General features: G+C 72.8%; 21 protein-coding genes. 11 read left to right on the top strand and 10 right to left on the bottom strand.

What is annotated here, in order from left to right; genetic code table 11:
* Positions 1–4: 4 nt before the first annotated feature.
* From ssuE to SGLAU_RS29195, 3 genes are read left to right on the top strand one after another with little or no spacing between them, the layout of a single operon-like run.
* Positions 5–562, top strand: coding sequence for an NADPH-dependent FMN reductase (ssuE, locus tag SGLAU_RS29185; protein WP_043505533.1), 558 nt, complete (start codon positions 5–7; stop codon positions 560–562).
* Positions 559–1,755, top strand: a complete 1,197-nt coding sequence (locus SGLAU_RS29190; RefSeq protein ID WP_043505534.1) for an SfnB family sulfur acquisition oxidoreductase — start codon at positions 559–561, stop codon at positions 1,753–1,755. The genes ssuE and SGLAU_RS29190 overlap by 4 nt, the downstream gene beginning before the upstream one ends.
* Positions 1,756–1,784: 29 nt before the next feature.
* Positions 1,785–2,954, top strand: a complete 1,170-nt coding sequence (locus SGLAU_RS29195; RefSeq protein ID WP_043505535.1) for an LLM class flavin-dependent oxidoreductase — start codon at positions 1,785–1,787, stop codon at positions 2,952–2,954.
* A gap of 45 nt (positions 2,955–2,999) precedes the next feature.
* Here SGLAU_RS29195 and SGLAU_RS36450 read toward each other — a convergent pair whose 3' ends face one another.
* On the bottom strand, positions 3,000–4,958 hold the full coding sequence (locus SGLAU_RS36450; protein ID WP_052413948.1) for a PA14 domain-containing protein: 1,959 nt from the start codon (positions 4,956–4,958) through the stop codon (positions 3,000–3,002).
* Positions 4,959–5,199: 241 nt separating this feature from the next.
* Positions 5,200–5,910 carry an HAD family hydrolase gene (locus tag SGLAU_RS29205; RefSeq protein ID WP_043505536.1) on the bottom strand — a complete coding sequence of 237 codons (711 nt, stop codon included), beginning with the start codon at positions 5,908–5,910 and terminating at the stop codon, positions 5,200–5,202.
* 555 nt (positions 5,911–6,465) lie between these two features.
* Between SGLAU_RS29205 and SGLAU_RS29210 the strand changes: the two genes are divergently transcribed.
* Together SGLAU_RS29210 and SGLAU_RS29215 are read left to right on the top strand one after the other, a co-directional pair.
* Positions 6,466–6,855 carry a RidA family protein gene (locus tag SGLAU_RS29210; RefSeq protein ID WP_043505537.1) on the top strand — a complete coding sequence of 130 codons (390 nt, stop codon included), beginning with the start codon at positions 6,466–6,468 and terminating at the stop codon, positions 6,853–6,855.
* Positions 6,856–6,973: 118 nt separating this feature from the next.
* On the top strand, positions 6,974–7,453 hold the full coding sequence (locus SGLAU_RS29215; RefSeq protein WP_043505538.1) for an ATP-binding protein: 480 nt from the start codon (positions 6,974–6,976) through the stop codon (positions 7,451–7,453).
* A gap of 63 nt (positions 7,454–7,516) precedes the next feature.
* On the opposite strand, the gene SGLAU_RS29220 is transcribed toward SGLAU_RS29215, so the two are convergent.
* Both SGLAU_RS29220 and SGLAU_RS29225 read right to left on the bottom strand, forming a co-directional pair.
* Positions 7,517–8,203: a B3/4 domain-containing protein gene (locus SGLAU_RS29220; RefSeq protein ID WP_043505539.1), complete on the bottom strand. Its 687-nt coding sequence runs from the start codon at positions 8,201–8,203 to the stop codon at positions 7,517–7,519.
* 44 nt (positions 8,204–8,247) lie between these two features.
* The gene (locus SGLAU_RS29225; protein WP_043505540.1) at positions 8,248–8,895 is read right to left on the bottom strand and encodes an FMN-binding negative transcriptional regulator; all 648 of its coding nucleotides are present in this window, start codon (positions 8,893–8,895) and stop codon (positions 8,248–8,250) included.
* Between the two features lie 236 nt (positions 8,896–9,131).
* On the opposite strand from SGLAU_RS29225, the gene SGLAU_RS29230 reads away from it, so the two are divergent.
* From SGLAU_RS29230 to xdhC, 4 genes are all read left to right on the top strand, one after another.
* Entirely contained in the window at positions 9,132–9,704 is a 573-nt protein-coding gene (locus SGLAU_RS29230) for a helix-turn-helix domain-containing protein (RefSeq protein WP_043505541.1), read from the top strand.
* A 604-nt stretch (positions 9,705–10,308) separates the two neighbouring features.
* Positions 10,309–11,772 (top strand): xanthine dehydrogenase small subunit, encoded by a 1,464-nt coding sequence (locus SGLAU_RS29235; RefSeq protein ID WP_043505543.1) that lies wholly within the window; start codon positions 10,309–10,311, stop codon positions 11,770–11,772.
* Positions 11,769–14,201 carry a xanthine dehydrogenase molybdopterin binding subunit gene (gene xdhB, locus SGLAU_RS29240; protein WP_043505545.1) on the top strand — a complete coding sequence of 811 codons (2,433 nt, stop codon included), beginning with the start codon at positions 11,769–11,771 and terminating at the stop codon, positions 14,199–14,201. Before SGLAU_RS29235 ends, xdhB begins: the two co-directional genes overlap by 4 nt.
* Position 14,202: 1 nt before the next feature.
* Complete coding sequence (xdhC, locus tag SGLAU_RS29245) at positions 14,203–15,021, top strand: xanthine dehydrogenase accessory protein XdhC (protein WP_099052872.1); 819 nt, start codon at positions 14,203–14,205, stop codon at positions 15,019–15,021.
* A gap of 69 nt (positions 15,022–15,090) precedes the next feature.
* Here the strand turns inward: xdhC and SGLAU_RS29250 are convergent, their stop codons facing one another.
* The 4 genes from SGLAU_RS29250 to SGLAU_RS29265 form a co-directional block, all read right to left on the bottom strand.
* Positions 15,091–15,588, bottom strand: coding sequence for a hemerythrin domain-containing protein (locus SGLAU_RS29250; protein WP_043505547.1), 498 nt, complete (start codon positions 15,586–15,588; stop codon positions 15,091–15,093).
* 38 nt (positions 15,589–15,626) lie between these two features.
* On the bottom strand, positions 15,627–16,049 hold the full coding sequence (locus tag SGLAU_RS29255) for an ATP-binding protein (protein WP_043505548.1): 423 nt from the start codon (positions 16,047–16,049) through the stop codon (positions 15,627–15,629).
* A 114-nt stretch (positions 16,050–16,163) separates the two neighbouring features.
* Complete coding sequence (locus SGLAU_RS29260) at positions 16,164–17,003, bottom strand: RNA polymerase sigma factor SigF (protein WP_043505550.1); 840 nt, start codon at positions 17,001–17,003, stop codon at positions 16,164–16,166.
* A 256-nt stretch (positions 17,004–17,259) separates the two neighbouring features.
* On the bottom strand, positions 17,260–17,472 hold the full coding sequence (locus SGLAU_RS29265; RefSeq protein WP_043505551.1) for a hypothetical protein: 213 nt from the start codon (positions 17,470–17,472) through the stop codon (positions 17,260–17,262).
* 206 nt (positions 17,473–17,678) lie between these two features.
* Between SGLAU_RS29265 and SGLAU_RS29270 the strand changes: the two genes are divergently transcribed.
* Positions 17,679–18,194, top strand: coding sequence for an ATP-binding protein (locus SGLAU_RS29270; protein ID WP_052413949.1), 516 nt, complete (start codon positions 17,679–17,681; stop codon positions 18,192–18,194).
* A 4-nt stretch (positions 18,195–18,198) separates the two neighbouring features.
* Here SGLAU_RS29270 and SGLAU_RS29275 read toward each other — a convergent pair whose 3' ends face one another.
* Positions 18,199–18,453, bottom strand: a complete 255-nt coding sequence (locus SGLAU_RS29275) for an EF-hand domain-containing protein (RefSeq protein WP_043505553.1) — start codon at positions 18,451–18,453, stop codon at positions 18,199–18,201.
* Between the two features lie 153 nt (positions 18,454–18,606).
* Between SGLAU_RS29275 and SGLAU_RS29280 the strand changes: the two genes are divergently transcribed.
* Positions 18,607–19,092, top strand: a complete 486-nt coding sequence (locus SGLAU_RS29280; RefSeq protein ID WP_043505554.1) for a flavin reductase family protein — start codon at positions 18,607–18,609, stop codon at positions 19,090–19,092.
* Between the two features lie 24 nt (positions 19,093–19,116).
* Here the strand turns inward: SGLAU_RS29280 and SGLAU_RS29285 are convergent, their stop codons facing one another.
* A complete protein-coding gene (locus tag SGLAU_RS29285; RefSeq protein WP_244315276.1) occupies positions 19,117–20,244 on the bottom strand; it encodes an urea transporter in 1,128 nt (375 codons plus the stop codon).
* Positions 20,245–20,417: the final 173 nt, after the last annotated feature.

Raw genomic sequence — 20,417 nt, forward strand, 5'->3', positions numbered from 1 at the left:
TCCCATGGCCACCGTTCTCTCCGTCTCCGGAAGCCCCTCCGCCACCTCCCGCACCGCACGCCTGCTGCGGCACCTCGACGGCCGGCTCGTCGCCCAGGGCCACGAGGTGATCCCGCTGGACGTGCGCGCCCTGCCCCCCGAGGCCCTGCTGCACGCGCAGACCGGCCATCCGGCGATCGCCGAGGCCACCGCGCTCTTCGCGCGGGCGGACGGCGTCGTCATCGGCACCCCGGTCTACAAGGCCGCCTACTCGGGGCTGCTCAAGTCCCTGCTCGATCTCCTCCCGCAGTACGCCCTGGCCGGCAAGACCGTGCTGCCCCTCGCCACGGGCGGCACGACCGCACACGTCCTGGCCATCGACTACGCCCTGCGCCCGGTCCTCGCCTCCCTGGGAGCCGCGCACATCACGCCCGGCTGGTTCACCCTCGACAGGGACATCACGGTCGCCGACGACGGCTCGCTGACCGTCGCCCCCGCCTCCGCCGAGGCCCTCGCCCAGGTCACGGACCAGTTCTCGCTCGCCCTGGGCGGTCGCACGACCCTGCTGGCGGCCACCGGATGAGCGTCCCGCCCCTGATCGCCGGCGACGCCGAGGCCCTCGACGTCGCCGGCGAGCTGGCCGCGGACTTCCGCAAGGGCGCAGCCGAGCGGGACGCGCAGCGCCGGCTGCCGCACGCGGAGCTGGAGCGGCTGTCCGCCTCCGGGCTGCTCGGGGTGACGGTGCCGGCCGAGTTCGGCGGCGCCGACGTCCGCGCCGAGACGCTCGCCGAGATCTTCCGGCGGCTGGCCGCCGCCGACGCGAGCCTCGCCCAGATCCCGCAGAGCCACTTCGTGTACGTCAACGTGCTGCGCCGGCAGGGGACGCGCGAGCAGCAGCGGTTCCTCTTCGGCGAGGTGCTGCTCGGGAAGCGGTTCGGCAACGCCCAGTCGGAGGCGGGCACCCGGCACGTGCAGGACATCCGCACCCGGCTCGCCCGCCGTCCCGACGGCTCGTACGTCCTCGACGGCGTCAAGCACTACTCGACCGGCGCCCTCTTCGCCCACTGGATCCCCGTCCTCGCCCGCGCCGACGACGGCAACCTGCACGTGGCGTTCGTACCCGGGGACGCGCCGGGACTCACCGTCCTGGACGACTGGGACGGCATGGGACAGCGCACCACGGCCAGCGGGACCGTCCGCCTGGAGTCGGTGCCGGTCCCCGCCGACCGGGTGGTCCCGCACCACCTCACCTTCCGGGGACCGCAACTCCACGGTGCCGTGGCCCAGTTGCTGCACGCCGCCATCGACGCCGGGATCGCCTCCGGCGCGCTGGCGGAGGCGGCCGAGTTCGTCCGCACCAAGAGCCGCCCCTGGTTCGAGAGCGTCGACGAGGGACACCGGACCGCCACCGAGGACCCGCTGCTGGTCCAGCGGTTCGGTGAGCTGACGATCCGGGCACGGGCCGCCGAGGCGCTGCTCGCCGCCGCCGCGCGCTCCGTGGACACCGCCCGCGCGGACCTGACCGACGACTCGGCCGCCGAGGCGTCGATCGCGGTCGCGGCGGCCAAGGTGGCGGCGGCCGAGGCAGCCGTGGAGATCGGCAGCGCCCTCTTCGAGGTCGCCGGCACCCGTGCCGCGCTCGACTCCCTGGGCCTGCACCGGCACTGGCGCGACGCCCGCACCCACACCCTGCACGACCCGGCCCGCTGGAAGGTGCAGCACATCGGCCGGTACACCCTCAACGGCACGCGGCCGCCCCGGCACGGCCTGCTGTAGCCGGACGTCACCCGAACGGAGAGCCTGCCATGCCCCTCACCTTCCACTGGTTCCTGCCCACCAACGGCGACAGCCGTCACGTCGTCGGCGGCGGCCACGGCACCCCGGCCGGTTCCGCCGGCCGCGACCGGCCACCGACGGTCGCCTACCTGAGCCAGATCGCGCGGGCCGCGGAGGACCTGGGCTTCCTGGGCGCGCTCACCCCGACCGGCGCCTGGTGCGAGGACGCCTGGCTGACCACCGCGATGGTCAGCCGGCACACCGAGCGGCTGAAGTTCCTGGTGGCCTTCCGGCCCGGCTTCGTCTCCCCGACGCTCGCCGCGCAGATGGCGTCCACGTTCCAGCGGCAGTCCGGGGGACGGCTGCTGCTCAACGTCGTCACGGGCGGCGAGAGCCACGAACAGCGCGCCTACGGCGACTTCCTCGACAAGGACGACCGCTACCGGCGCACCGGTGAGTTCCTCGAGATCGTCAGGGAGTTGTGGCAGGGCAAGACCGTGGACCTGGCAGGCGAGCACCTCCGGGTCGAGGGCGCCGCGCTGGCCCGGGTGCCCGACCCGGTCCCGGCGGTGTACTTCGGGGGGTCCTCACCGGTCGCCGGCGAGATCGCAGCCCGCCACGCGGACGTCTACCTCACCTGGGGCGAGCCGCCCGCCGCCGTCGCCGAGAAGATCGCGTGGATCCGCGGGCTGGCGGCCCGGCAGGGGCGCACCCTCCGGTTCGGCATCCGGCTGCACGTCATCACGCGCGACACGTCCGAACAGGCGTGGGCCGAGGCCGGCCGGCTCCTCGACGGCTTCGCCCCCGAGGCGGTCGAGGCCGTCCAGGCGGGACTGGCCCGCAGCGAGTCGGAGGGCCAGCGGCGCATGCTCGCCCTGCACGGCGGCAGCCGCGACGACCTGGAGATCCACCCGAACCTGTGGGCCGGCATCGGGCTGGTGCGGGGCGGCGCGGGCACGGCACTGGTCGGCAGCCACGCCGAGGTGGCCGAACGGATCGCCGAGTACCACCGGCTCGGTATCGAGGAGTTCGTGCTCTCCGGCTACCCGCACCTGGAGGAGGCGTACTGGTTCGGCGAGGGCGTCCTGCCCCGGCTCGGGGAACAGGGACTGTGGACGCACCCGTTCCGCGACACGGCACAGCCGCGGTCCGCCGCCCAGGTCCCCTTCGCCGGCGCCGCGGGCCCCCACCGGAACTGACGCCACCGGGGACCCGCGCCGCACCCGGGGGTTCGCCCCCGGGGATCAGGTGCCGGGTGTCGCCGAGACCTCGGGCGACAGCTCCGACTCCAGGCCGGCCGCGTTGACCGCGGACACGGCGAAGTAGTACGGGCGGCCCGACTCCGGGGTGGGCACCCACAGGTCGGTGCCGGGCGTGGTGTGGACCTGCTCGGCGTCGGCCTTGGTGACGCCGGGCCGGGTGGAGACGTAGACGCGGTATCCCGTGATCTCCGGCTCCGCGGGCCCGATCGGCACGGCGGCCCAGACCAGGCGGACCTGCGTGGCGGTGGTCTCGACCTCGTACACCGTGGTGGACGGGGGCGGCTGCGGCGCGCTCACCGTCGGCAGCACGGAGGCGGAGGCGGGGGAGCGCACGTCGTAGGCGGAGTGGGCGACGACGGCGTAGTGGTAGTCACGCTCGTCGGCGGCGACCGTGCGCTCCAGGGAGGTGGCGGTGGTGGTGGCGTACACGTTCGCCGGGTCGGAGGTGTCCACGGTGGCGCTGCGGGAGCGGTAGACGGTGTAGCCGGAGACGGGGACGTAGCCGCCCTGGTTCCACGAGAGGAGGAGCCGGTCGCCGACGATCCGGGCCAGACCGAGGGAGGGCGCCTTGGGCGCGGCGTTCGGGCCGACCCGTCGGGTGGCGGTCACCTGTGCCGGCGCCGACTCGTTGCCCGCCGCGTCCACGGCGGTCACGTAGTAGACGTAGGGCTGTCCGGGGTCCCCCGTGATGTCGCGGTGGTTCCAGGTGGTCGTGGTGCCGATCCGGGTGCGCGGACCGGCCGACGACGAGGCCCGGTAGACGAGGTGGCGCACGGTGTCCGGGTTGCTCCCGGTCCAGCCCAGGGTGACCCCGGAGTCGTCCTCGGAGACCGCCTTCAGGTCGTTCGGCGGGGCAGGCGCGATCGTGTCACGGGTGGCCCACACGGGGGACGAGTACGCGGACGCGTTCCCGGCCGCGTCCCGCGCGCGCACCTTGTAGGCGGCGGGAATGTCGACCGGGGCGTCCAGGTCGGCGTACGCGGTCCCCTGGAGCGTGGCGATCCGTTCGTAGGGGCCGTTCTCGGCGGTCGCGCGGACCACCTCGTAGGAGGCCGCGCCCGCCACCGCGGTCCAGCTCAGCGCGTTGGCGTCCCGGCCGGGGGCGGCCGTCAGGTTCCGCGGGACCGCGGGCGCGGTGCGGTCGGCGGTGGTCACGCCCTGGTCCGCGGTGCCCTTCGAGGTGTTGCCGGCCTTGTCGTGGGCGCGGATCTCGTAGTAGTACGTCGCGCCGGTGGCCGGCAGGGTGGTGTCGGTGTACGAGGTCGCGGTGGTCGTGGCGAGCTTCGTCCAGGTGGTGGTGCCCTTGAGCCGGCGGTGGACCCCGTAGCCGGCGAGGTCCATCTCCTTGTTCCTGGACCAGGTGAGTTTCGCCCTGTTGGTGGCGGAGTCGTAGGTGACCTTGGCGCCGGCGGGGACGAGCGGGGCGACCTTGTCGACGGTGGCGGATGTGCGCGGCGCGTACGTGAACCTGGTGTTCGCGGCGCCGGTCCAGTTGACGAAGTCGACGCGCAGGGTGTGCCTGCCGGGCGGGATCGTCAGGTTGACCGATGTGCCGGCCGTCGTCGAGACGTTCTTCCACAGGTCGATCCTGCGGACGCCGTCGAGGTGGACACGGATGCCGTCCTGCGCGGAGGCGGAGAAGGTGAACGGGCCCCCGGAGCCGAAGTCGCGGGTCACGGTCCAGCGCACACCGAAGTTGTCACGGGGCAGCCCGGAGGCAGGGGCTCCGGTGCCCCAGTTCTCGTTGACGGCGCTGTCGCAGTCGGTCTTCTTCGGCGTTCCGGAGAACGTGGTGTTGGCGAAGAACTGCCGTGTGAACACGGGGGAGGCGCAACTCGTCGCGGCGGTGGCGGGCGCGGCCGCGGTGGTGAGCAGGCCGCCCGCGGTGGCGAGCACGACCGTGGCGGAGAGCGCGGCGGTCGAGTGTCTGGCTGGGTTCATGCGGTCCTCGGATCGAGATGTCGGCGAGCGATGGCCACGGGAGCCGTCGCAGAGGTCCGACGGTTCGAAACGGCGTTTGGTTGTACGGCACTTGGCGCACATCCCGCCCCAGTGGCACCGGAACCGCGGTACCCGCTGCCCGCCCCGAAGGCCGAGCCCGCCGCCCCGGCCCGGAGGGCGCGTTCGCCCTGTCCGCCGTGAACCGGGCCGCCTCCACGCCCGGCGGACCGGCCGACACCCCCTACGGCTCCGGCGCCGACCCGCGGTGGTCGCAGGAGCGGGCCCAGTCGAGCAGTTCGGGAGCGTGCAGTGCCGGTAACCACAGGTCGGCCCGGACGGCGCCGTCACCTTCCGGCCGGGGGCCGACGCCCAGGACCCGCAGTCCGGCGCGGCGGGCCGCTTCCACTCCGGTCAGGGTGTCCTCGACGGCCAGCGCCCGCTGCGGGGGGACACCGCAGAGCCGGGCCGCCACGGCGTAGACGTCCGGGTGCGGTTTGGGGCGGATGCCGTCCCCGGCGTCGGGGACGACGATGTACTGGAAGTGCTCACGCAGTCCGGCTCGGGTCAGGCTGCCTTCCACGACCACCCTCGGGCAGTTGCTGGCCACCGCGAGCGGCAGCCGGCCGGAGAGCAGCCGGACGAGCTGGGTCGCGCCCGGCATCGTCGCCGGTTCGTCGGTGACGAGTGCCAGGAAGTGGTCGAGGAGCGCGGCCGTCAGGCCTTCCACCAGTTCCGGCTTGTGCACCGAGCGCGCCATCAGCCGGCCGCAGTCCTCGTAGTGCAGGCCCGTGGCCTGGGCCGCGAATCCGGGCGGCGGCTGGAGCCCGTACTCCCGGAAGGCCCGAATGCGGGCTTCCTGCCAGTGTCGTTCGCTGTCCATCAGGGTCCCGTCGCAGTCGAAGACGACGGCGTCGGGAGTCCAGTCGAGCAGATCTTGTGCCTTGTCGGTCACAGGGCCCTCCTGTGCGTCGGCCGCACGGCATGCGGAATTGGCGGCTATCCGCAGGAAAAGGAAAAGATGGTCACGGCTTACGTTATTTCGCTCCGGCAAATGGAGCAATAACTCTTTTCAGTGACTCGACCGTGCCGGGATCCGGGCGTATGGCTGTTCGGCGGCCACGGCGGACGGCAAGCGGCTCATTACCGCCAACAGCGCTTCAAGCCAGTGCAGTTGCGCATGCGAGGAGACTTCGCGGCGCCCCTGGACGGTTCCGGGCCGTCCAATCGTCACTCGGTCGCAGCTCCCTTTCCGATAGGTATGGCGGCCCATGTGTCACCGCATTTGCTCCAGGCGTACGCTGGCGCATTCAATTCGTGACCGGGGGAAGGAACGAGCCAGGGCGGGCTGAACGTTGCGGAAACGGGAGAACGCAACCCGTGAGAAAAGTCTTGCCCGGCGGGCCGGGGCAACCGTCGCCGGGCCGGTCGACGCGGCGCGGCTGTCCCGGGGCGCGGTCCGCGCACGCGTCATGGACGTCGTCCAGGATGATCACTTAGCGTTCGGCGCATGACGGAGCGACGTGCGATCCTCAGCGGCTCGACCTTCGAGGAGCAGATCGGCTATGCCCGTGCCGTGGTGGACGGCGACTGGGTGCACGTGTCGGGAACCACCGGGTTCGACTACACCACCATGACGATCTCGGACGACGTGGTGGAGCAGGCCGAGCAGTGCCTGCGCAACATCGGGGCCGCACTCGCCGAGGCGAAGTGCACCTTCGCCGATGTGGTGCGGGTGCGCTACCTCCTGCCCGACCGCGAGGACTTCGAGCCGTGCTGGCCGGTCCTGCGCCGCTGCTTCGGCGAGGTCCGGCCGGCCGCCACGATGCTCGTGTGCGGTCTCGCCGATCCCCGGATGAAGATCGAGATCGAGGTGTACGCCCGGCGCGCCGACCCGTGACGTCCTCCCGCGTACCCTGATGCCCCCTGTGTGACGGGATCGACAGAGGGCCGCGGGGCGTGACTCGGGAATGTGTGGGTATCCGCGGGGGATGAACGGGGTAGCGAAGGCGGCCGGGATGGAAGCAGTTCCCTGGGGCGAGGACGGCACGGCGCCGCGTGAGCGGACGATGCAGACCACCGTGGCTCTGGACGGCGAGGGCGCGGACATCGGCCGGGCACGCCGTCTGGCAGCCGGTTTCCTCACTCGGGTGCAGGCCGAGCACGGCCTGCCCATCTCGCAGCGCGCCATGGACCTGACACAGCTGGTGGTCAGTGAGCTGGTCACCAACGCCCTGAAGTACGCGCCGGGGCCCGTCCTGCTGGACCTGCGGATCGCGGGTGACGTCGTGGAGGTGATGGTGTGGGACTCCGATCCGGTGCTGCCCATCGCCCGGGCCGCCGACGCCGGCCGGGTGGGACAGCACGGTCTGGAGATCGTGATGGCCGTCGCGCAGGGCTTCGAAGCCCAGCGCGAGCCGGTGGGCAAGCGCATCACCGCCCGTATCGCCCTGATGGACGACCCGGGCGGTGCCGTCGCGGGGCACCGGCCGCTGTAGGACGCCGGCCGGGGCGGTGCCACGAGCCCCGGCCGCGCGCCGGCTGCGCCTGATGCGTCCGGCCTACGGCGTGAGGTAGTGCACCCGGGTCCGTGCGGTGTGCGGGAGGAGCAGGCCGCGCAGTTCCTCGGCCGCCGTCCGCAGGAGGCCGCCGTCGCGGGTGGCGTGCAGGGTCTCCAGGACGAAGGTGACGTGCGTGGAGTCCTCGGTGACGCGCGTGCGGTGGGCGTCACGGTGGTTCCAGTGGCGGGTCAGGACGCCGGAGGCATCGGCGTAGACGATCTCCCCGGGCCTGGGGTGCTCGACCGTGCCGGGTTCACCGAGCGGGGTGAACTCCTCGCTGCCGTCCGCGTACCGGATCTCCACGTCGCCGAGGACGTGGTCGAGGTCGAAGGCGCCGGCGGGCAGGCCGTGGCGGACGGAGACGGCGTTGTAGGAATCGACGGCCGGATTGATGCGGGGCAGGGTGCCCCTCTTGGCCATGCGGCGGCCGAGGGCATCGACACTGGGGCGGACGCGGCGCGGGTTGGTGCCGAAGGACCGGTAGGCGGTGTGCCAGGACCCGATGCGGGGGTCGGTCTCGTCGGCCGGCTGCCAGGACCCGTCGGCGAGCCCCCGCTCCAGCTCGTCGAGAGCCGTGACCGTGGCGGGCCAGGCCCCACGGCCGTCCAGGCCGGTCGCGGTGACCAGGGCGATGAGGGTGTCGGGGAAGGCGTCCGCGACGGCGGGCGCGATGCGGAAGGCGGTCATGGGAGGGCGTGGTCCGTTCCTCGGTGCGTTCGGGGGGCGGGTGGTCAGGGCTGCCAGGGGCCGATGCGGTCCAGGCGGCGGCGCTGCTGGGCGGCGGTGGGGAGGTCGAGGCCCTGGGCACGTGCGCTGAGGCGGCCCGCGACGGCGGTGCGGTGCTCGACCGGCTTGTGGTCGTCGTACTTGAACTTCGCCCTGACCTCGGTGACGTCCAGGCGCAGACCGCGGATGCCGGACAGCATGCGTCCGTACGGGGGCAGGCCGGCGGCGATGGGGGCGTGGTCGCCGTCGGGCTGGAAGTGGGCCATCTGGCGGCGCAGCAGCTCGGCCTTGGCCTCGGGGTCGTCGAGGATGTGCGCGCGGCAGGTGAACTGGACGGCGGTGTAGTAGCTGGTGGGCACGCCCTCGGTGGGCGGGGTGCCCGGCTTGGCCCGCCAGGGGCCGGGGACGAAGGCGTAGTCGCCGAAGACGGTGAACAGGACGTCCGGGCAGTTCTCGATCGCCTGCCAGGCGGGGTTGGGGCGCGCCAGGTGGATCAGGAGGCGGCCGGGCTCGCTGGTGAAGTGGGTGGGGACGGCGACGGGGGGCCGGCCGGGCAGGCCGTTGACGGCGAGGACGCCGAAGTCGTGGCCGTCGGCGATCCAGGACTGCCATTCGGCTTCGTCGAGACTGGCGTCCCAGGGCTGGATGAACATACGAGGGATCCTTGCGGGGCGGGGCCGGGGGAGTGGGGCGGGCGGGTCGGTGAGGGCGAGGAGGCGGTGCATCCGTACCCGGGGGAGCTGCCCGGGGCCGGCAGCGCGGCGGTCACGGTCGTCCATCCCTTAGTCTGTCAGTGGAACGACTAGACCGTACATTGAAACGACCGTCGCGTGTCAACCGAACGACCGAACGGTCCAGCGGAATGGTCCACTCGCGAGGATGGTGACCGATGGCCGAGACAGAGGCAGCCCTGCGCACGCTCGCGCACAACGTCAGGACGGCGCGCACCCGTGCGGGACTGTCCCTGGACGAACTGGGCCGGCGCGCGAAGGTCAGCAAAGGAGCCCTGGTCGGTCTGGAGAAGGCTCAGGGGAATCCCAACTTCGCCACCCTGGTCCGGCTGGCCGACACCCTCGGCGTCTCGGTGTCGGCCCTCATGGAGGGCCCGGCCGAAGACCGCGTCCGGGTGGTGTCCGCCGATGCCGTGGTGCCGCTGTGGGCCGGCGAGCGGGGCAGCGAGGCCCGGCTCATGCTCACCACCTCCGGCCCGGCTCCCGTGGAGGTCTGGCGCTGGCGGCTCCAGCCCGGCGAGGAGTACCCCAGCCATCCCCATCAGGCGGGAGTCGTCGAGACGGTCAGCGTCACCGCGGGACGGATGGTCCTGGTCGTCGACGGCGCCGAGCACCCGGTGGCGGCCGGGCAGACCGCCACCTTCGACGCCGACGCCCCGCACACCTACCGCGGGGCGGGCGACGAGGAGTGCCACCTGATCATGACGGTCCACCTGCCGCCCGGCGCCTGAGACGGCGCGCCGGACCGCCCGTGGTGGCGACCGGCACCACCTGCCACCGGCACCACCAGTGTCCGGACCGCGAGCGACCGGACCGCGAGCGACCGGGCCGCGAGCGACCGGGCCGCGAGCGACCGGGCCGCGAGCGACCGGGCCGCGAGCGACCGGGCCGCGAGCGGGCACCCGCACGGACCGGCCGTGGACCCGTCGGGTGCCGCCGGGCGGCCGGGGAGAGGCGCCGAGGGCGGTACGCCCGGGCAGTCCTCGACCTCTTGACCTCCGCGGTCACGGCCACTAACTTGCGAATTACGTCGACCCATGACGCTCGAAAGGAGGCGACCAGCGGATGAACATCAGCTCTGATCTCGGTCGCCTGGCCCAGTGCACCGTCTGGGTTCCGGGTCGTATCGCCCACGGCTGCTGAAGCACGCCGTTTCTCTGACGTGCCGGTAGGGGCACGTTCCAGGTTTCCCGCCTTCATCATTTCCCGGCATGTTGCTGTCGCGTGCCTTTCTGCGCCCGCTTGTCCTGCGCGGCGCGTCTGAACACAGAAAGCTGCCTGAAAATTGGCGAACATCATGAATCGACCGAGCGCGCACCGAAACGACGGCCCGTCATGGTAGGGGCACGCGTCACGGTCAACGGGGAAGAGGCGCCGATCGCTCCGGCCGCGCCCCACACCACGGTGCTGGACTTCCTGCGCGAGCGTGGCCTGACCGGTACCAAGGAGGGCTGCGCCGAAGGCGAATGCGGTGCCTGTTCGGTCCTCGTGGCCCGGCCCGGGGTGGACAAGCCCACCGACTGGGTGGCGGTCAACGCCTGCCTGGTCCCGGTCGCGGCGCTCGACGGCCAGGAGATCGTCACCGCCGAAGGGCTCGCCACCGCGGGCGAACCCGGCTGCCCGCCCGGCCTGCACCCGGTGCAGGAGGAGATGGCGGTCCGCGGCGGTTCCCAGTGCGGTTACTGCACACCGGGCTTCGTCTGCAGCATGGCCGCCGAGTACTACCGGCCCGACCGCTGCGCGCACCCCGAGCCGGCCGACGGCACCGACGCCGAGCACGGCCCCAACGGGTTCGATCTGCACGCGCTGAGCGGGAACCTGTGCCGCTGCACCGGCTACCGCCCGATCCGCGACGCCGCGTTCGCCGTCGGCCGGCCGGCCGACGACGACCCGCTGGCGCAGCGGCGCGAGCAGGACCCGCCCGCACCCGTCGCCACCGAGTACGTCCGGGACGACAGCGCCTTCCTGCGCAAGAGCACCCTGGCCGAGACGCTGCGGCTGCTGCGCGAGCGGCCCGACGCGGTCGTGGTCGCCGGCTCCACCGACTGGGGCGTCGAGGTCAACATCCGCGCCCGCCGGGCGGGTTGCGTCGTCGCGATCGACCGGCTGCCCGAACTGCGGGAGCTGCGCGTGGAGGACGACTTCATCGAGATCGGCGCGGCGCTGACGCTGACCGAGATCGAACGCCGCCTCGACGGCAGCGTTCCGCTGCTGGCGGAGCTGTTCCCGCAGTTCGCCTCCCGGCTCATCCGCAACGGCGCCACGTTCGGCGGCAACCTCGGCACCGGTTCCCCGATCGGTGACAGCCCGCCGGCGCTGCTCGCGCTGGAGGCGTCGCTGCTGCTCGCCGACGCCGACGGCGAACGCGAGGTCCCGCTGGCGGACTACTTCACCGGCTACCGGCGCAGCGTGCGCCGGCCGGGCGAGCTGATCCGCGCGGTGCGGATCCCGCTGCCGCTGTCGCCGGTCGTCGCCTTCCACAAGATTGCCAAGCGCCGTTTCGACGACATCTCCAGCGTGGCCGTCGGATTCGCGCTCGACATCGAGGACGGCATCGTCCGCAAGGCGCGCATCGGCCTGGGCGGCGTCGCCGCCACCCCGATCCGCGCGCTCGCCACCGAGGTGGCCCTGGAGGGCAGGCCCTGGTCGGCGGAGACCGCCGAGGCCGCGGCGAGGGTGCTGCGCGGTGAGGGCACACCGATGGACGATCACCGCGCCAGCGCCCTCTACCGCTCCGCGATGCTCGGCCAGAGCCTGCTGAAGCTGCACGCGCAAACCACCGAGGCGGTGCCGTCATGAGCCACTTGTCCCAGCGTCCCGAGAAGCCCGTCGTCGGCGTGCCGCTGCCGCACGAGAGCGCGGCCCTGCACGTCACCGGCGCCGCGCTGTACACCGACGACCTCGTCCACCGGACCAAGGACGTGCTGCACGCCTATCCGGTCCAGGTCATGAAGGCCCACGGGCGGATCACCGCGCTGCGCACCGAGCCCGCGCTCGCCGTGCCCGGTGTGGTGCGCGTGCTGACCGGTGCCGACGTGCCCGGCGTCAACGACGCCGGCATGAAGCACGACGAGCCGCTCTTCCCGGACGAGGTCATGTTCCACGGCCACGCGGTCGCCTGGGTGCTCGGCGAGACCCTGGAGGCGGCCCGCCTCGGCGCCGCCGCCGTCGAGGTGGAACTCGAGGAACTGCCCTCCCTGATCACCCTCCAGGACGCCATCGCGGCGGGCAGCTTCCACGGCGCCCGGCCCGTGATGGAGACCGGCGACGTCGAAGCCGGCTTCGCCGACTCCGCGCACGTGTTCACCGGCGAGTTCCAGTTCGCCGGGCAGGAGCACTTCTACCTGGAGACGCACGCCGCGCTCGCCCAGGTCGACGAGAACGGGCAGGTGTTCGTCCAGAGCAGCACCCAGCACCCCTCCGAGACCCAGGAGATCGTCTCCCACGTGCTCGGCGTGCCCGCCCACGAGGTGACCGTCCAGTGCCTGCGCATGGGCGGCGGCTTCGGCGGCAAGGAGATGCAGCCGCACGGCTTCGCGGCCGTCGCCGCCCTCGGCGCCAAGCTCACCGGCCGTCCGGTCCGCTTCCGGCTCAACCGGACGCAGGACCTGACCATGTCCGGCAAGCGGCACGGTTTCCACGCCACGTGGAGGATCGGTTTCGACGCCGAGGGCCGCATCCAGGCCCTGGACGCCACCCTGACCGCGGACGGCGGCTGGAGCCTGGACCTGTCCGAGCCGGTGCTGGCCCGCGCGCTGTGCCACATCGACAACACCTACTGGATCCCCAACGCGCGCGTCGCCGGCCGCATCGCCAAGACCAACACGGTCTCCAACACCGCCTTCCGCGGCTTCGGCGGACCGCAAGGCATGCTGGTGATCGAGGACATCCTGGGCCGCTGCGCACCGCGGCTCGGCCTGGACCCCATGGAGCTGCGCGAGCGCAACTTCTACCAGCCGGGCCAGGGGCAGACGACGCCGTACGGACAGCCGGTCACACAGGCCGAGCGGATCTCCACCGTCTGGCAGCAGGTGAAGGACGACGCCGGCATCGCCGACCGCAAGCGGGAGATCGCCGCCTTCAACGCCGCGCACCCGCACACCAAGCGGGCGCTCGCGCTCACCGGAATCAAGTTCGGCATCTCGTTCAACCTCACCGCCTTCAACCAGGGCGGCGCGCTGGTGCTGATCTACAAGGACGGCTCCGTCCTGATCAACCACGGCGGCACCGAGATGGGCCAGGGCCTGCACACCAAGATGATGCAGGTCGCGGCGACCACCCTGGGCATCCCGCTGCACAAGGTCCGCCTCGCCCCCACGCGCACCGACAAGGTGCCCAACACCTCCGCGACGGCCGCCAGTTCCGGGGCCGACCTCAACGGCGGGGCGATCAAGAACGCCTGCGAGCAGCTCCGCGGGCGGCTGGAGCAGGTGGCCGCCACCCAGCTGGGCGGCAACGCGTCGGACGTACGCATCGTCGAGGGCGTCGCCCGCGTCCTCGGCAGTGACAAGGAACTGGCCTGGGACGACCTGGTGCGCACCGCGTACTTCCAGCGGGTGCAGCTCTCGGCGGCCGGCTTCTACCGGACCGAGGGGCTGCACTGGGACGCCGGGACGTTCCGGGGCTCGCCGTTCAAGTACTTCGCGCACGGCGCCGCCGCGACCGAGGTCGAGGTGGACGGCTTCACCGGGGCGTACCGCATCCGGCGGGTGGACATCGTGCACGACGTCGGCGACAGCCTGTCCCCGCTGATCGACATCGGCCAGGTCGAGGGCGGGTTCGTGCAGGGCGCGGGCTGGCTGACCCTGGAGGACCTGCGCTGGGACGTCAGCGACGGGCCGAACCGCGGCCGGCTGCTGACCCAGGCCGCGAGCACCTACAAGCTGCCGAGCTTCTCGGAGATGCCCGAGGAGTTCAACGTCACGCTGCTGGAGAACGCCACCGAGGAGGGCGCGGTGTACGGCTCCAAGGCGGTGGGGGAGCCTCCGCTGATGCTGGCGTTCTCGGTGCGCGAGGCGCTGCGGCAGGCCGCCGCCGCGTTCGGGCCGGACGGCGTCGGCGTCGAGCTGGCCTCGCCCGCCACGCCGGAGGCGGTGTACTGGGCGATCCAGGCGGCGCGCCGCGCGGGTGCGGGACGGAGCGGCCGGGCAGGGGCCACCGCCGGCGTGGACGGGACCGCCGCCGGCGCCGGGGTCGGCAGCCACACCACAGCGCTGAGCGATGCCTGACATGACCTGGGTCGGCGCGGTCGCGCGGCTGCGAGCACGCCGGGAGCCCGGCGTGCTGGTGACCGTCGCGACCGTGCGCGGCCACGCTCCGCGCGACGCCGGCGCGAAACTCGTCGTGGGGCGGACCGAGACGTGGGGCTCGATCGGCGGCGGGAACGTCGAGGCCGTCGCGATCGACCGGGCCAGGGAGATGATCGCCGCGTCCGAGCCGAAGCCGGAGCTGATGGATTTCGCCCTGAACGACAAGGTGACCAGCCGGCACGGCGTGCAGTGCTGCGGCGGCACGGTCTCGGTACTGCTCGAACCGCTGCCGGTGGTACGGGCGGTGGCGATCTTCGGTGTCGGTCACGTCGGCCTGGAACTGGCGCGCATCCTGGCACGTCAGGACCTCGATCTGCATCTGATCGACTCCCGGTCCGACGTGCTCGCCGGGGAACGGCTCGCCGTGCTCGCGGACGCGGCCGCCCAGGTGCACGTCCACCACACGCCGCTGCTGCCCGAGGAGGTGCTGGCGAAGCTGCCCCGCGGCACCCACGTCCTGATCATGACCCATGATCACGCGGAGGACGCCGCGCTGTGCGACGCCGCCCTGCGTACACCCCACCTCGGTTCGGTCGGGCTGATCGGATCGGCGGCGAAGTGGGCGCGGTTCCGCAAGATGCTGGCCGGCGAGGGAGGCCACGACGAGGCCGCCATCGCCCGGATCAAGACCCCGATCGGACTGGCCGGCATCACCGGCAAGGAACCCGCGACGATCGCCGTGAGCGTGGCCGCGGATCTGCTGCGCGCCTTCGAGGCCGAGGAGACCGACCCGGTCTGACCCTGGGAGAGGAAACAGCAGAAAGGTGCCCCGGGACCGTCAGCGGTCCCGGGGCACCCTCGTCGCTTCTCAGTCCTTGACGGACTCCACCAGCTTGCGCACGTTCTCGACGCTGCCGCAGCCCGCCTCCAGGTGCTGCGCGCGTGCCGCGCGGAACGCCTCGCCCAGCTCGGCGCGGCGCTCGTCGCTCACGTTCTCCCGGGCGTCGTTGAGCAGGGTCCGCTCCTCCTCGTCGGCGTGGTGGTTGACCGCCGTGACGAGTTCCTCCAGCTTCTCGTCCCACTCCTGCGACCCCGTGTCGTCCACCTCGAGCAGGGCGAGCAGCGCCTCGTTCGCCTCATGGTGCTCATGGACGCTGTGCTCGACGTCTTCGCCGTCCACGTTCTTGTAGCGGCGCAGGGCGGGGTAGACCTTCTCCTCCTCCGCCGAGGCGTGCGCGATGAGCAGGCCCGCGAACTCCTCCAGAGCGGCGGCGCGGTCGGCTTCGACGTTGCGCATCGTACGGAACAGGTCTTCCATACGGCGGTGGTCCTGCAGGATCAGCTCGACGACATCGGTCGACGACACGGTTGCTCTCCTCACTTCGATGACGCCGGCGGTACGCGTCAGCGGGCACGCCGGGACGGGTTCGGGGGCCGGAAGCAGGCGGTGACCGACTTTCCGTCCGGGCAGGGACGGGCTTCCCATTCGTCGGCCAGGGCGTCGACCAGCAGCATGCCCCGCCCGCCCAGTCCGTCGCGGCTGGGTTCGCGGGGGGTGGGCAGTGCGCGCACGTCGTCGTGCACGGTGACGTGCAGGCACTGCCCGTCCCACGCCAGCACCAGCCGGGCGGTGGAGTGGGCGTGAACGTGCGCGTTGGTGACCAGCTCCGACACGGTCAGCAGCACATCGTCCACCGTCTGCGGGGCGCTGTGCGTCCAGCCGAGGCTGTCCAGGTGCTCGCGCGCCCAGTCGCGCGCCGCCTTCGGCCCCGTGTTCATGGGCAGCGAGCGTGCCCAGCCCACCGCCCGGACTGACGATTCGTCCACGATGATCCCTCCCCGGTCCCGATTCATTCCGCGCTGTGGCGAGTACCCGCCGTGTCCGAGGTGACGCAGCGGGCCACGGCCCGGACTGTGCCGGACGGGACCTCGTGCCGCGGTTCAGCTGGTGCTGAGCATGCCCTCGCGCAGGCGGGCCAGCAGCCGGGAGATCAGCCGGGAGACGTGCATCTGGGAGATGCCGAGCCGCTCGCCGATCTCCTTCTGGGTGAGCTCCTCGACGAACCGCCAGTGGATGATCTGCCGGTCGCGCTCGTCGAGGTTGGCGATCATCGGGGCCAGGGCGTGGAAGTCCTCGACCAGTTCCAGCGCGGCGTCGTCGGTGCCGATGAAGTCGGCGAGGGCCGCCTCGCCGTCCTCGCTGCCGTTGATGGCGGCGTCGAGGGAGGCGGAGTTGTAGCCGTTGGACGCCAGCCGGGCCTCGACGACCTCTTCCTCCGGAAGGCTCATCAGCTCGGACAGTTCCTTGGTCGTGGGGGTGCGACCCAGCCGGCTGCGCAGTTCCTCGGTGGCGCGGGCCAGCTGCACCCGCGCCTCCTGCAGGCGGCGCGGCACGTGCACGGCCCAGGAGGTGTCGCGGAAGAAGCGCTTGATCTCACCGACGATGTACGGAACGGCGAAGGAGGTGAACTCCACCTCACGGGAGATCTCGAACCGGTCGATGGCCTTGATCAGACCGATCATGCCGACCTGGACGATGTCCTCCATCTCCTCCGGGCCCCGGCTGCGGAACCGGCCGGCCGCGAAGCGGACCAGGGACATGTTCATCTCGATCAGCGTGTTGCGCGCGTACTGGTACTCGGGTGTCCCCTCCTCCAGCGTCGCCAGCCGGCTGAAGAACAGCTTCGACAGCTCTCGCGCGTCCCCGGGCGCCACCTTCGACGGATCCGTAATCTCCGGCATGGCGGTAGTGCACTCAGCAGCCTGCACGGTCGTCGTCATGGCCTTCCCTCCCAATTGGTGCGCCCTTGCGTTGGCCGGCCTGGTGAGCCGACGAAGCTGCGCTTACCCCGACATGCGATCCGCATGCTCTCTTGATTCGGAAAATCTCGCGGGACGCCCGCGCACGGGTCCGCCGCCCGTGACCTGCCCGGTGTCCGAGGTGACCTGAGTCACCTCACCGTGCCGCCGTGTCCTCCGGCGGACGCACCTGTGCCCGGCACCGGACGACGGCGGCCGGGGCACGGGGCGGGCGGTGTCACCGGGCGCAGCCGGCGTCCAGGACCTCGATCACGTCACCGCGGGTGGTGTAGACGAGCCAGCACCAGTCACCGAACGCCGCGGCGACGCCCGGGACCTGCGCCATCGGGTCCTCGGCCACCGCCGTGATCAAGGTGATGATCTCCTCGTGCACGTCGTCCGGGACCTCGAACAGCACATTGGCCGCCCGCTGGATCAGTTCGACTCGCATGTCGCCCCCTGCGGAAGCAGGCGCGGCGGGCCTGCGGCGGGCGCCTGGGCCGCCGCCTGGAAACCACGGCCGGGTACCCCACGGCGCCGCGGCGCAACCCTCGCCCGCCGCTCCGGTTCGCGCGCCCGGTGTCGCGCGGCGCGCCGGCGGGTACGCGGGACGCCGTCTCGCCGTGACGGTGAGGCCGACGAGTGACGGGAGGACCGGTGCCGACCGGGACACCGCCGGACGTGGCCGTGCTCGTGGGGCTCCAGGCCTCCGGCAAGTCGACGTTCTGCCGCCAGTGGCTGACAGGGCCGTACGAGCTGGTCAGCAAGGACCTGTTCCCCCGGTCCGCCCGGCACCGGCAGCGGCGGCAGATGCGGCTGGTGGCGGAGGCGCTGGCCGCCGGCAGGTCCGTGGCGGTCGACAACACCAACCCGTCCCCGCAGGAGTGGACCCCGCTGGTCGCGGCCGGGCACGCGCACGGCGCGACGGTCACCGCCTACTGGTTCCCGCCGGACCTCGCGGGATCACTGGCACGCAACGCGCTGCGGGAGGGGCGGGCGCGGATCCCCGACGTCGGGATCCGCGCCACCGCGAAGCGGCTGCGCCGCCCCTCGCGGGCGGACGGCTTCGACACCGTCCTGGAGGTGCGGTTCGACGGCCGCGGCGGCTTCCGGGTGCGTCCCGTCCCCGAGCCGCCGCGTCACGTGCGGGCGGCACCGGACGGCGGTCGCTGAGGGGTCAGCTCCAGCCGAAGCGCCGGTCCACCACCGCGGCGAACTCCTCCAGGGTCAGCACGGAGTCCCCGTTCTGGTCGGCGGCGTCGAACAGCGCGGAAGAGGCATCGGTGTCCTGGACGCCCCAGAACGGCAGGACACCGGAGGCGGCCAGGGAGGGCCCCTTGGACCGCAGGGCGACGATCACCTCTTCGCGGGTCAGCGTCCCGTTGTGGTCGAGGTCCAGCGCCTCGAACAGCTTCCGGGCCTTCTCACTCATCCCTCGTCCTCGTCTCGTCGTCGGAAGGCCGGCGCGCCGTCCCGTCACCGGGGATGACGTCCCGCCGCCGCTCCGGGTTCCCCGGAACGGGGCGCCGGTGGCTTCCTCGCGCCGTCCCTGTGCGACCGCGGCCGGACGGGGCACTGGAAGGGGGTGGTGGACACCGAAGCATTCTTCGACGGGCTGAATCCGCAGATGTGCGTGGTCACGGCGGCGGTGGGGGACGAGCGGGCCGGCTGCCTGGTCGGTTTCTCCGCGCAGTGCTCCATCCGGCCGCTGCGGTACGTGGTCTTCCTCTCCAAGGCCAACCGCACCTACCGGGTGGCCCGCGCCGCCGACCGTCTCGCCGTCCATCTGCTGACCCGCGACCAGCACGACCTGGCCGCGCTGTTCGGCGGGGAGACCGGTGACGAGGTCGACAAGTTCCGCCGGGTGCGCTGGCGGCGGGAGCACGGCGGGGCGGTCGTCCTGGAGGACGCGGCCGCCTGGCTGGTCGGCGCCGTGCGCACCCGCGTCGACGGCGGGGATCACGTCGGGTTCGTGCTCGAAGCCGAGCGGAGCGGACACGGCGGCGACGACGGTCCGCCGCTGCGGCTGCGCGACAGCCTGGACATCGATCCGGGTCATCCGGCGGGCTGACCGGCCGGGCGGGCGGGGCAGGACTCACGGCACCCGATCCGTCCGGCCGGGCGCCGGGGATCTTGTACTCACCGTGCACGCCACCGACTCCGTTCCCGCTTCCGCGCCGCTGCCGTGTCCGGTGGATCGACGTCCGGCCGGGACGGATGATCCCCGTGGCGCACGGCGCGGCACGGGCCCGGCCGGGGCCTCGCCGCGGCCGGTCAGCCGGGGGAAGGAGCGGGCCGCGGCGAGGAAACACAGGGTCGTCAGCACGAACGGCCAGGTGAAGGCACGGCCGCCGAGCGGGCCGAGCAGCGCGGCGACGGCCGGGGTGAGGACGGTCGCGGTCGCCGCGCCGAGCAGCGCGTACGGCAGCGTGGCCGGTGCCGCGGGCAGGAGCACCCCGTACAGCGCCATGGCGACCAGTACCGCGTTGCAGCCCATGGTCCCGTCGGCGATCAGCGGGGCCGGCGCCCCGAGCACCCAGGCGGTCAGGACGCCGGTCGCGCTGCCGGCGCAGGCCGCCAGCCCCGCCGTACGGTCGGCCAGGAGGACCGCCGCGAGCAGCAGCGCGCCCACGTACCACCGCTCCAGGAAGAACAGCTGGGAGACGTTGTGGAGGAAGGCCCGGGCGGCCTCCTCCAGATGCGGTCCGGCCGGACCGGGGGCGGCGGCCGGGCCGGTCGGACCGCCGTCGTGCGGCCTTAGCCGCGCGAAGGCGGGCGCGGCGGCGCTCACCGCCACCGCCAGCACGCAGTACGGCAGGGTCAGCGGCGGCAGGTCCCACCCGCGCAACAGGCGGACGGCCGCCGCGGTGAGGACGGTGACGACGGCACAGCCCGCCGCGGCGAACAGCGCGGTGGACGGCCGGCTCGGCCCGAGGAGCACCGCGCAGCACAGGGCGGCGAGCGCGGAGTTGAAGCCTTCGAGCCCCGGGTCGAGCCGGTCGCGGGACACGCCGAGCACCCGCGCGGTACCGGTGCCCAGGGCGGCGCCGCCCGTCGCGTACACCGCGTACCGCCAGTCGGCGAGGGCCACGGCCAGGCAGCCGAGGGCGCCGGTCCAAGGGCTGGCGAGGAGCATCACCTGGCCGAGACCGCGCAGCACCTGCGCCGGGAAACCTCCCGTCCGCCCCGGGCGCCACCGCCGGAGCCCCTTCGGCCGTCGCACGTCCCACCCCCTGGATATGTTCCACCCGAGCTTCCGCATCGCGGCACCAATTTTCCGTCATACGGTACCGGGTGGCCGCGGTGGTGGTGTGGTCGGTGGTGGTGGAGGCGGCACAGACGGACGCGCGGGCCCGGCCGGAACACGCTCCGGCCGGACCCGCGCGGGGGGCGGGG

It is taken from the genome of Streptomyces glaucescens (genome assembly GCF_000761215.1).
GTDB lineage: Bacteria > Actinomycetota > Actinomycetes > Streptomycetales > Streptomycetaceae > Streptomyces > Streptomyces glaucescens_B.

Coding starts and splice junctions, on each gene's coding strand:
- SGLAU_RS29275 (WP_043505553.1), bottom strand. CDS start 18,453: ATGAGTGAGAAGGCCCGGAAGCTGTTCGAGGCGCTGGACCTCGACCAC.
- xdhB (WP_043505545.1), top strand. CDS start 11,769: ATGAGCCACTTGTCCCAGCGTCCCGAGAAGCCCGTCGTCGGCGTGCCG.
- SGLAU_RS29215 (WP_043505538.1), top strand. CDS start 6,974: ATGGAAGCAGTTCCCTGGGGCGAGGACGGCACGGCGCCGCGTGAGCGG.
- SGLAU_RS29265 (WP_043505551.1), bottom strand. CDS start 17,472: ATGCGAGTCGAACTGATCCAGCGGGCGGCCAATGTGCTGTTCGAGGTC.
- SGLAU_RS29195 (WP_043505535.1), top strand. CDS start 1,785: ATGCCCCTCACCTTCCACTGGTTCCTGCCCACCAACGGCGACAGCCGT.
- SGLAU_RS36450 (WP_052413948.1), bottom strand. CDS start 4,958: ATGAACCCAGCCAGACACTCGACCGCCGCGCTCTCCGCCACGGTCGTG.
- ssuE (WP_043505533.1), top strand. CDS start 5: ATGGCCACCGTTCTCTCCGTCTCCGGAAGCCCCTCCGCCACCTCCCGC.
- SGLAU_RS29210 (WP_043505537.1), top strand. CDS start 6,466: ATGACGGAGCGACGTGCGATCCTCAGCGGCTCGACCTTCGAGGAGCAG.
- SGLAU_RS29235 (WP_043505543.1), top strand. CDS start 10,309: ATGGTAGGGGCACGCGTCACGGTCAACGGGGAAGAGGCGCCGATCGCT.
- xdhC (WP_099052872.1), top strand. CDS start 14,203: ATGACCTGGGTCGGCGCGGTCGCGCGGCTGCGAGCACGCCGGGAGCCC.
- SGLAU_RS29225 (WP_043505540.1), bottom strand. CDS start 8,895: ATGTTCATCCAGCCCTGGGACGCCAGTCTCGACGAAGCCGAATGGCAG.
- SGLAU_RS29220 (WP_043505539.1), bottom strand. CDS start 8,203: ATGACCGCCTTCCGCATCGCGCCCGCCGTCGCGGACGCCTTCCCCGAC.
- SGLAU_RS29190 (WP_043505534.1), top strand. CDS start 559: ATGAGCGTCCCGCCCCTGATCGCCGGCGACGCCGAGGCCCTCGACGTC.
- SGLAU_RS29260 (WP_043505550.1), bottom strand. CDS start 17,003: ATGACGACGACCGTGCAGGCTGCTGAGTGCACTACCGCCATGCCGGAG.
- SGLAU_RS29230 (WP_043505541.1), top strand. CDS start 9,132: ATGGCCGAGACAGAGGCAGCCCTGCGCACGCTCGCGCACAACGTCAGG.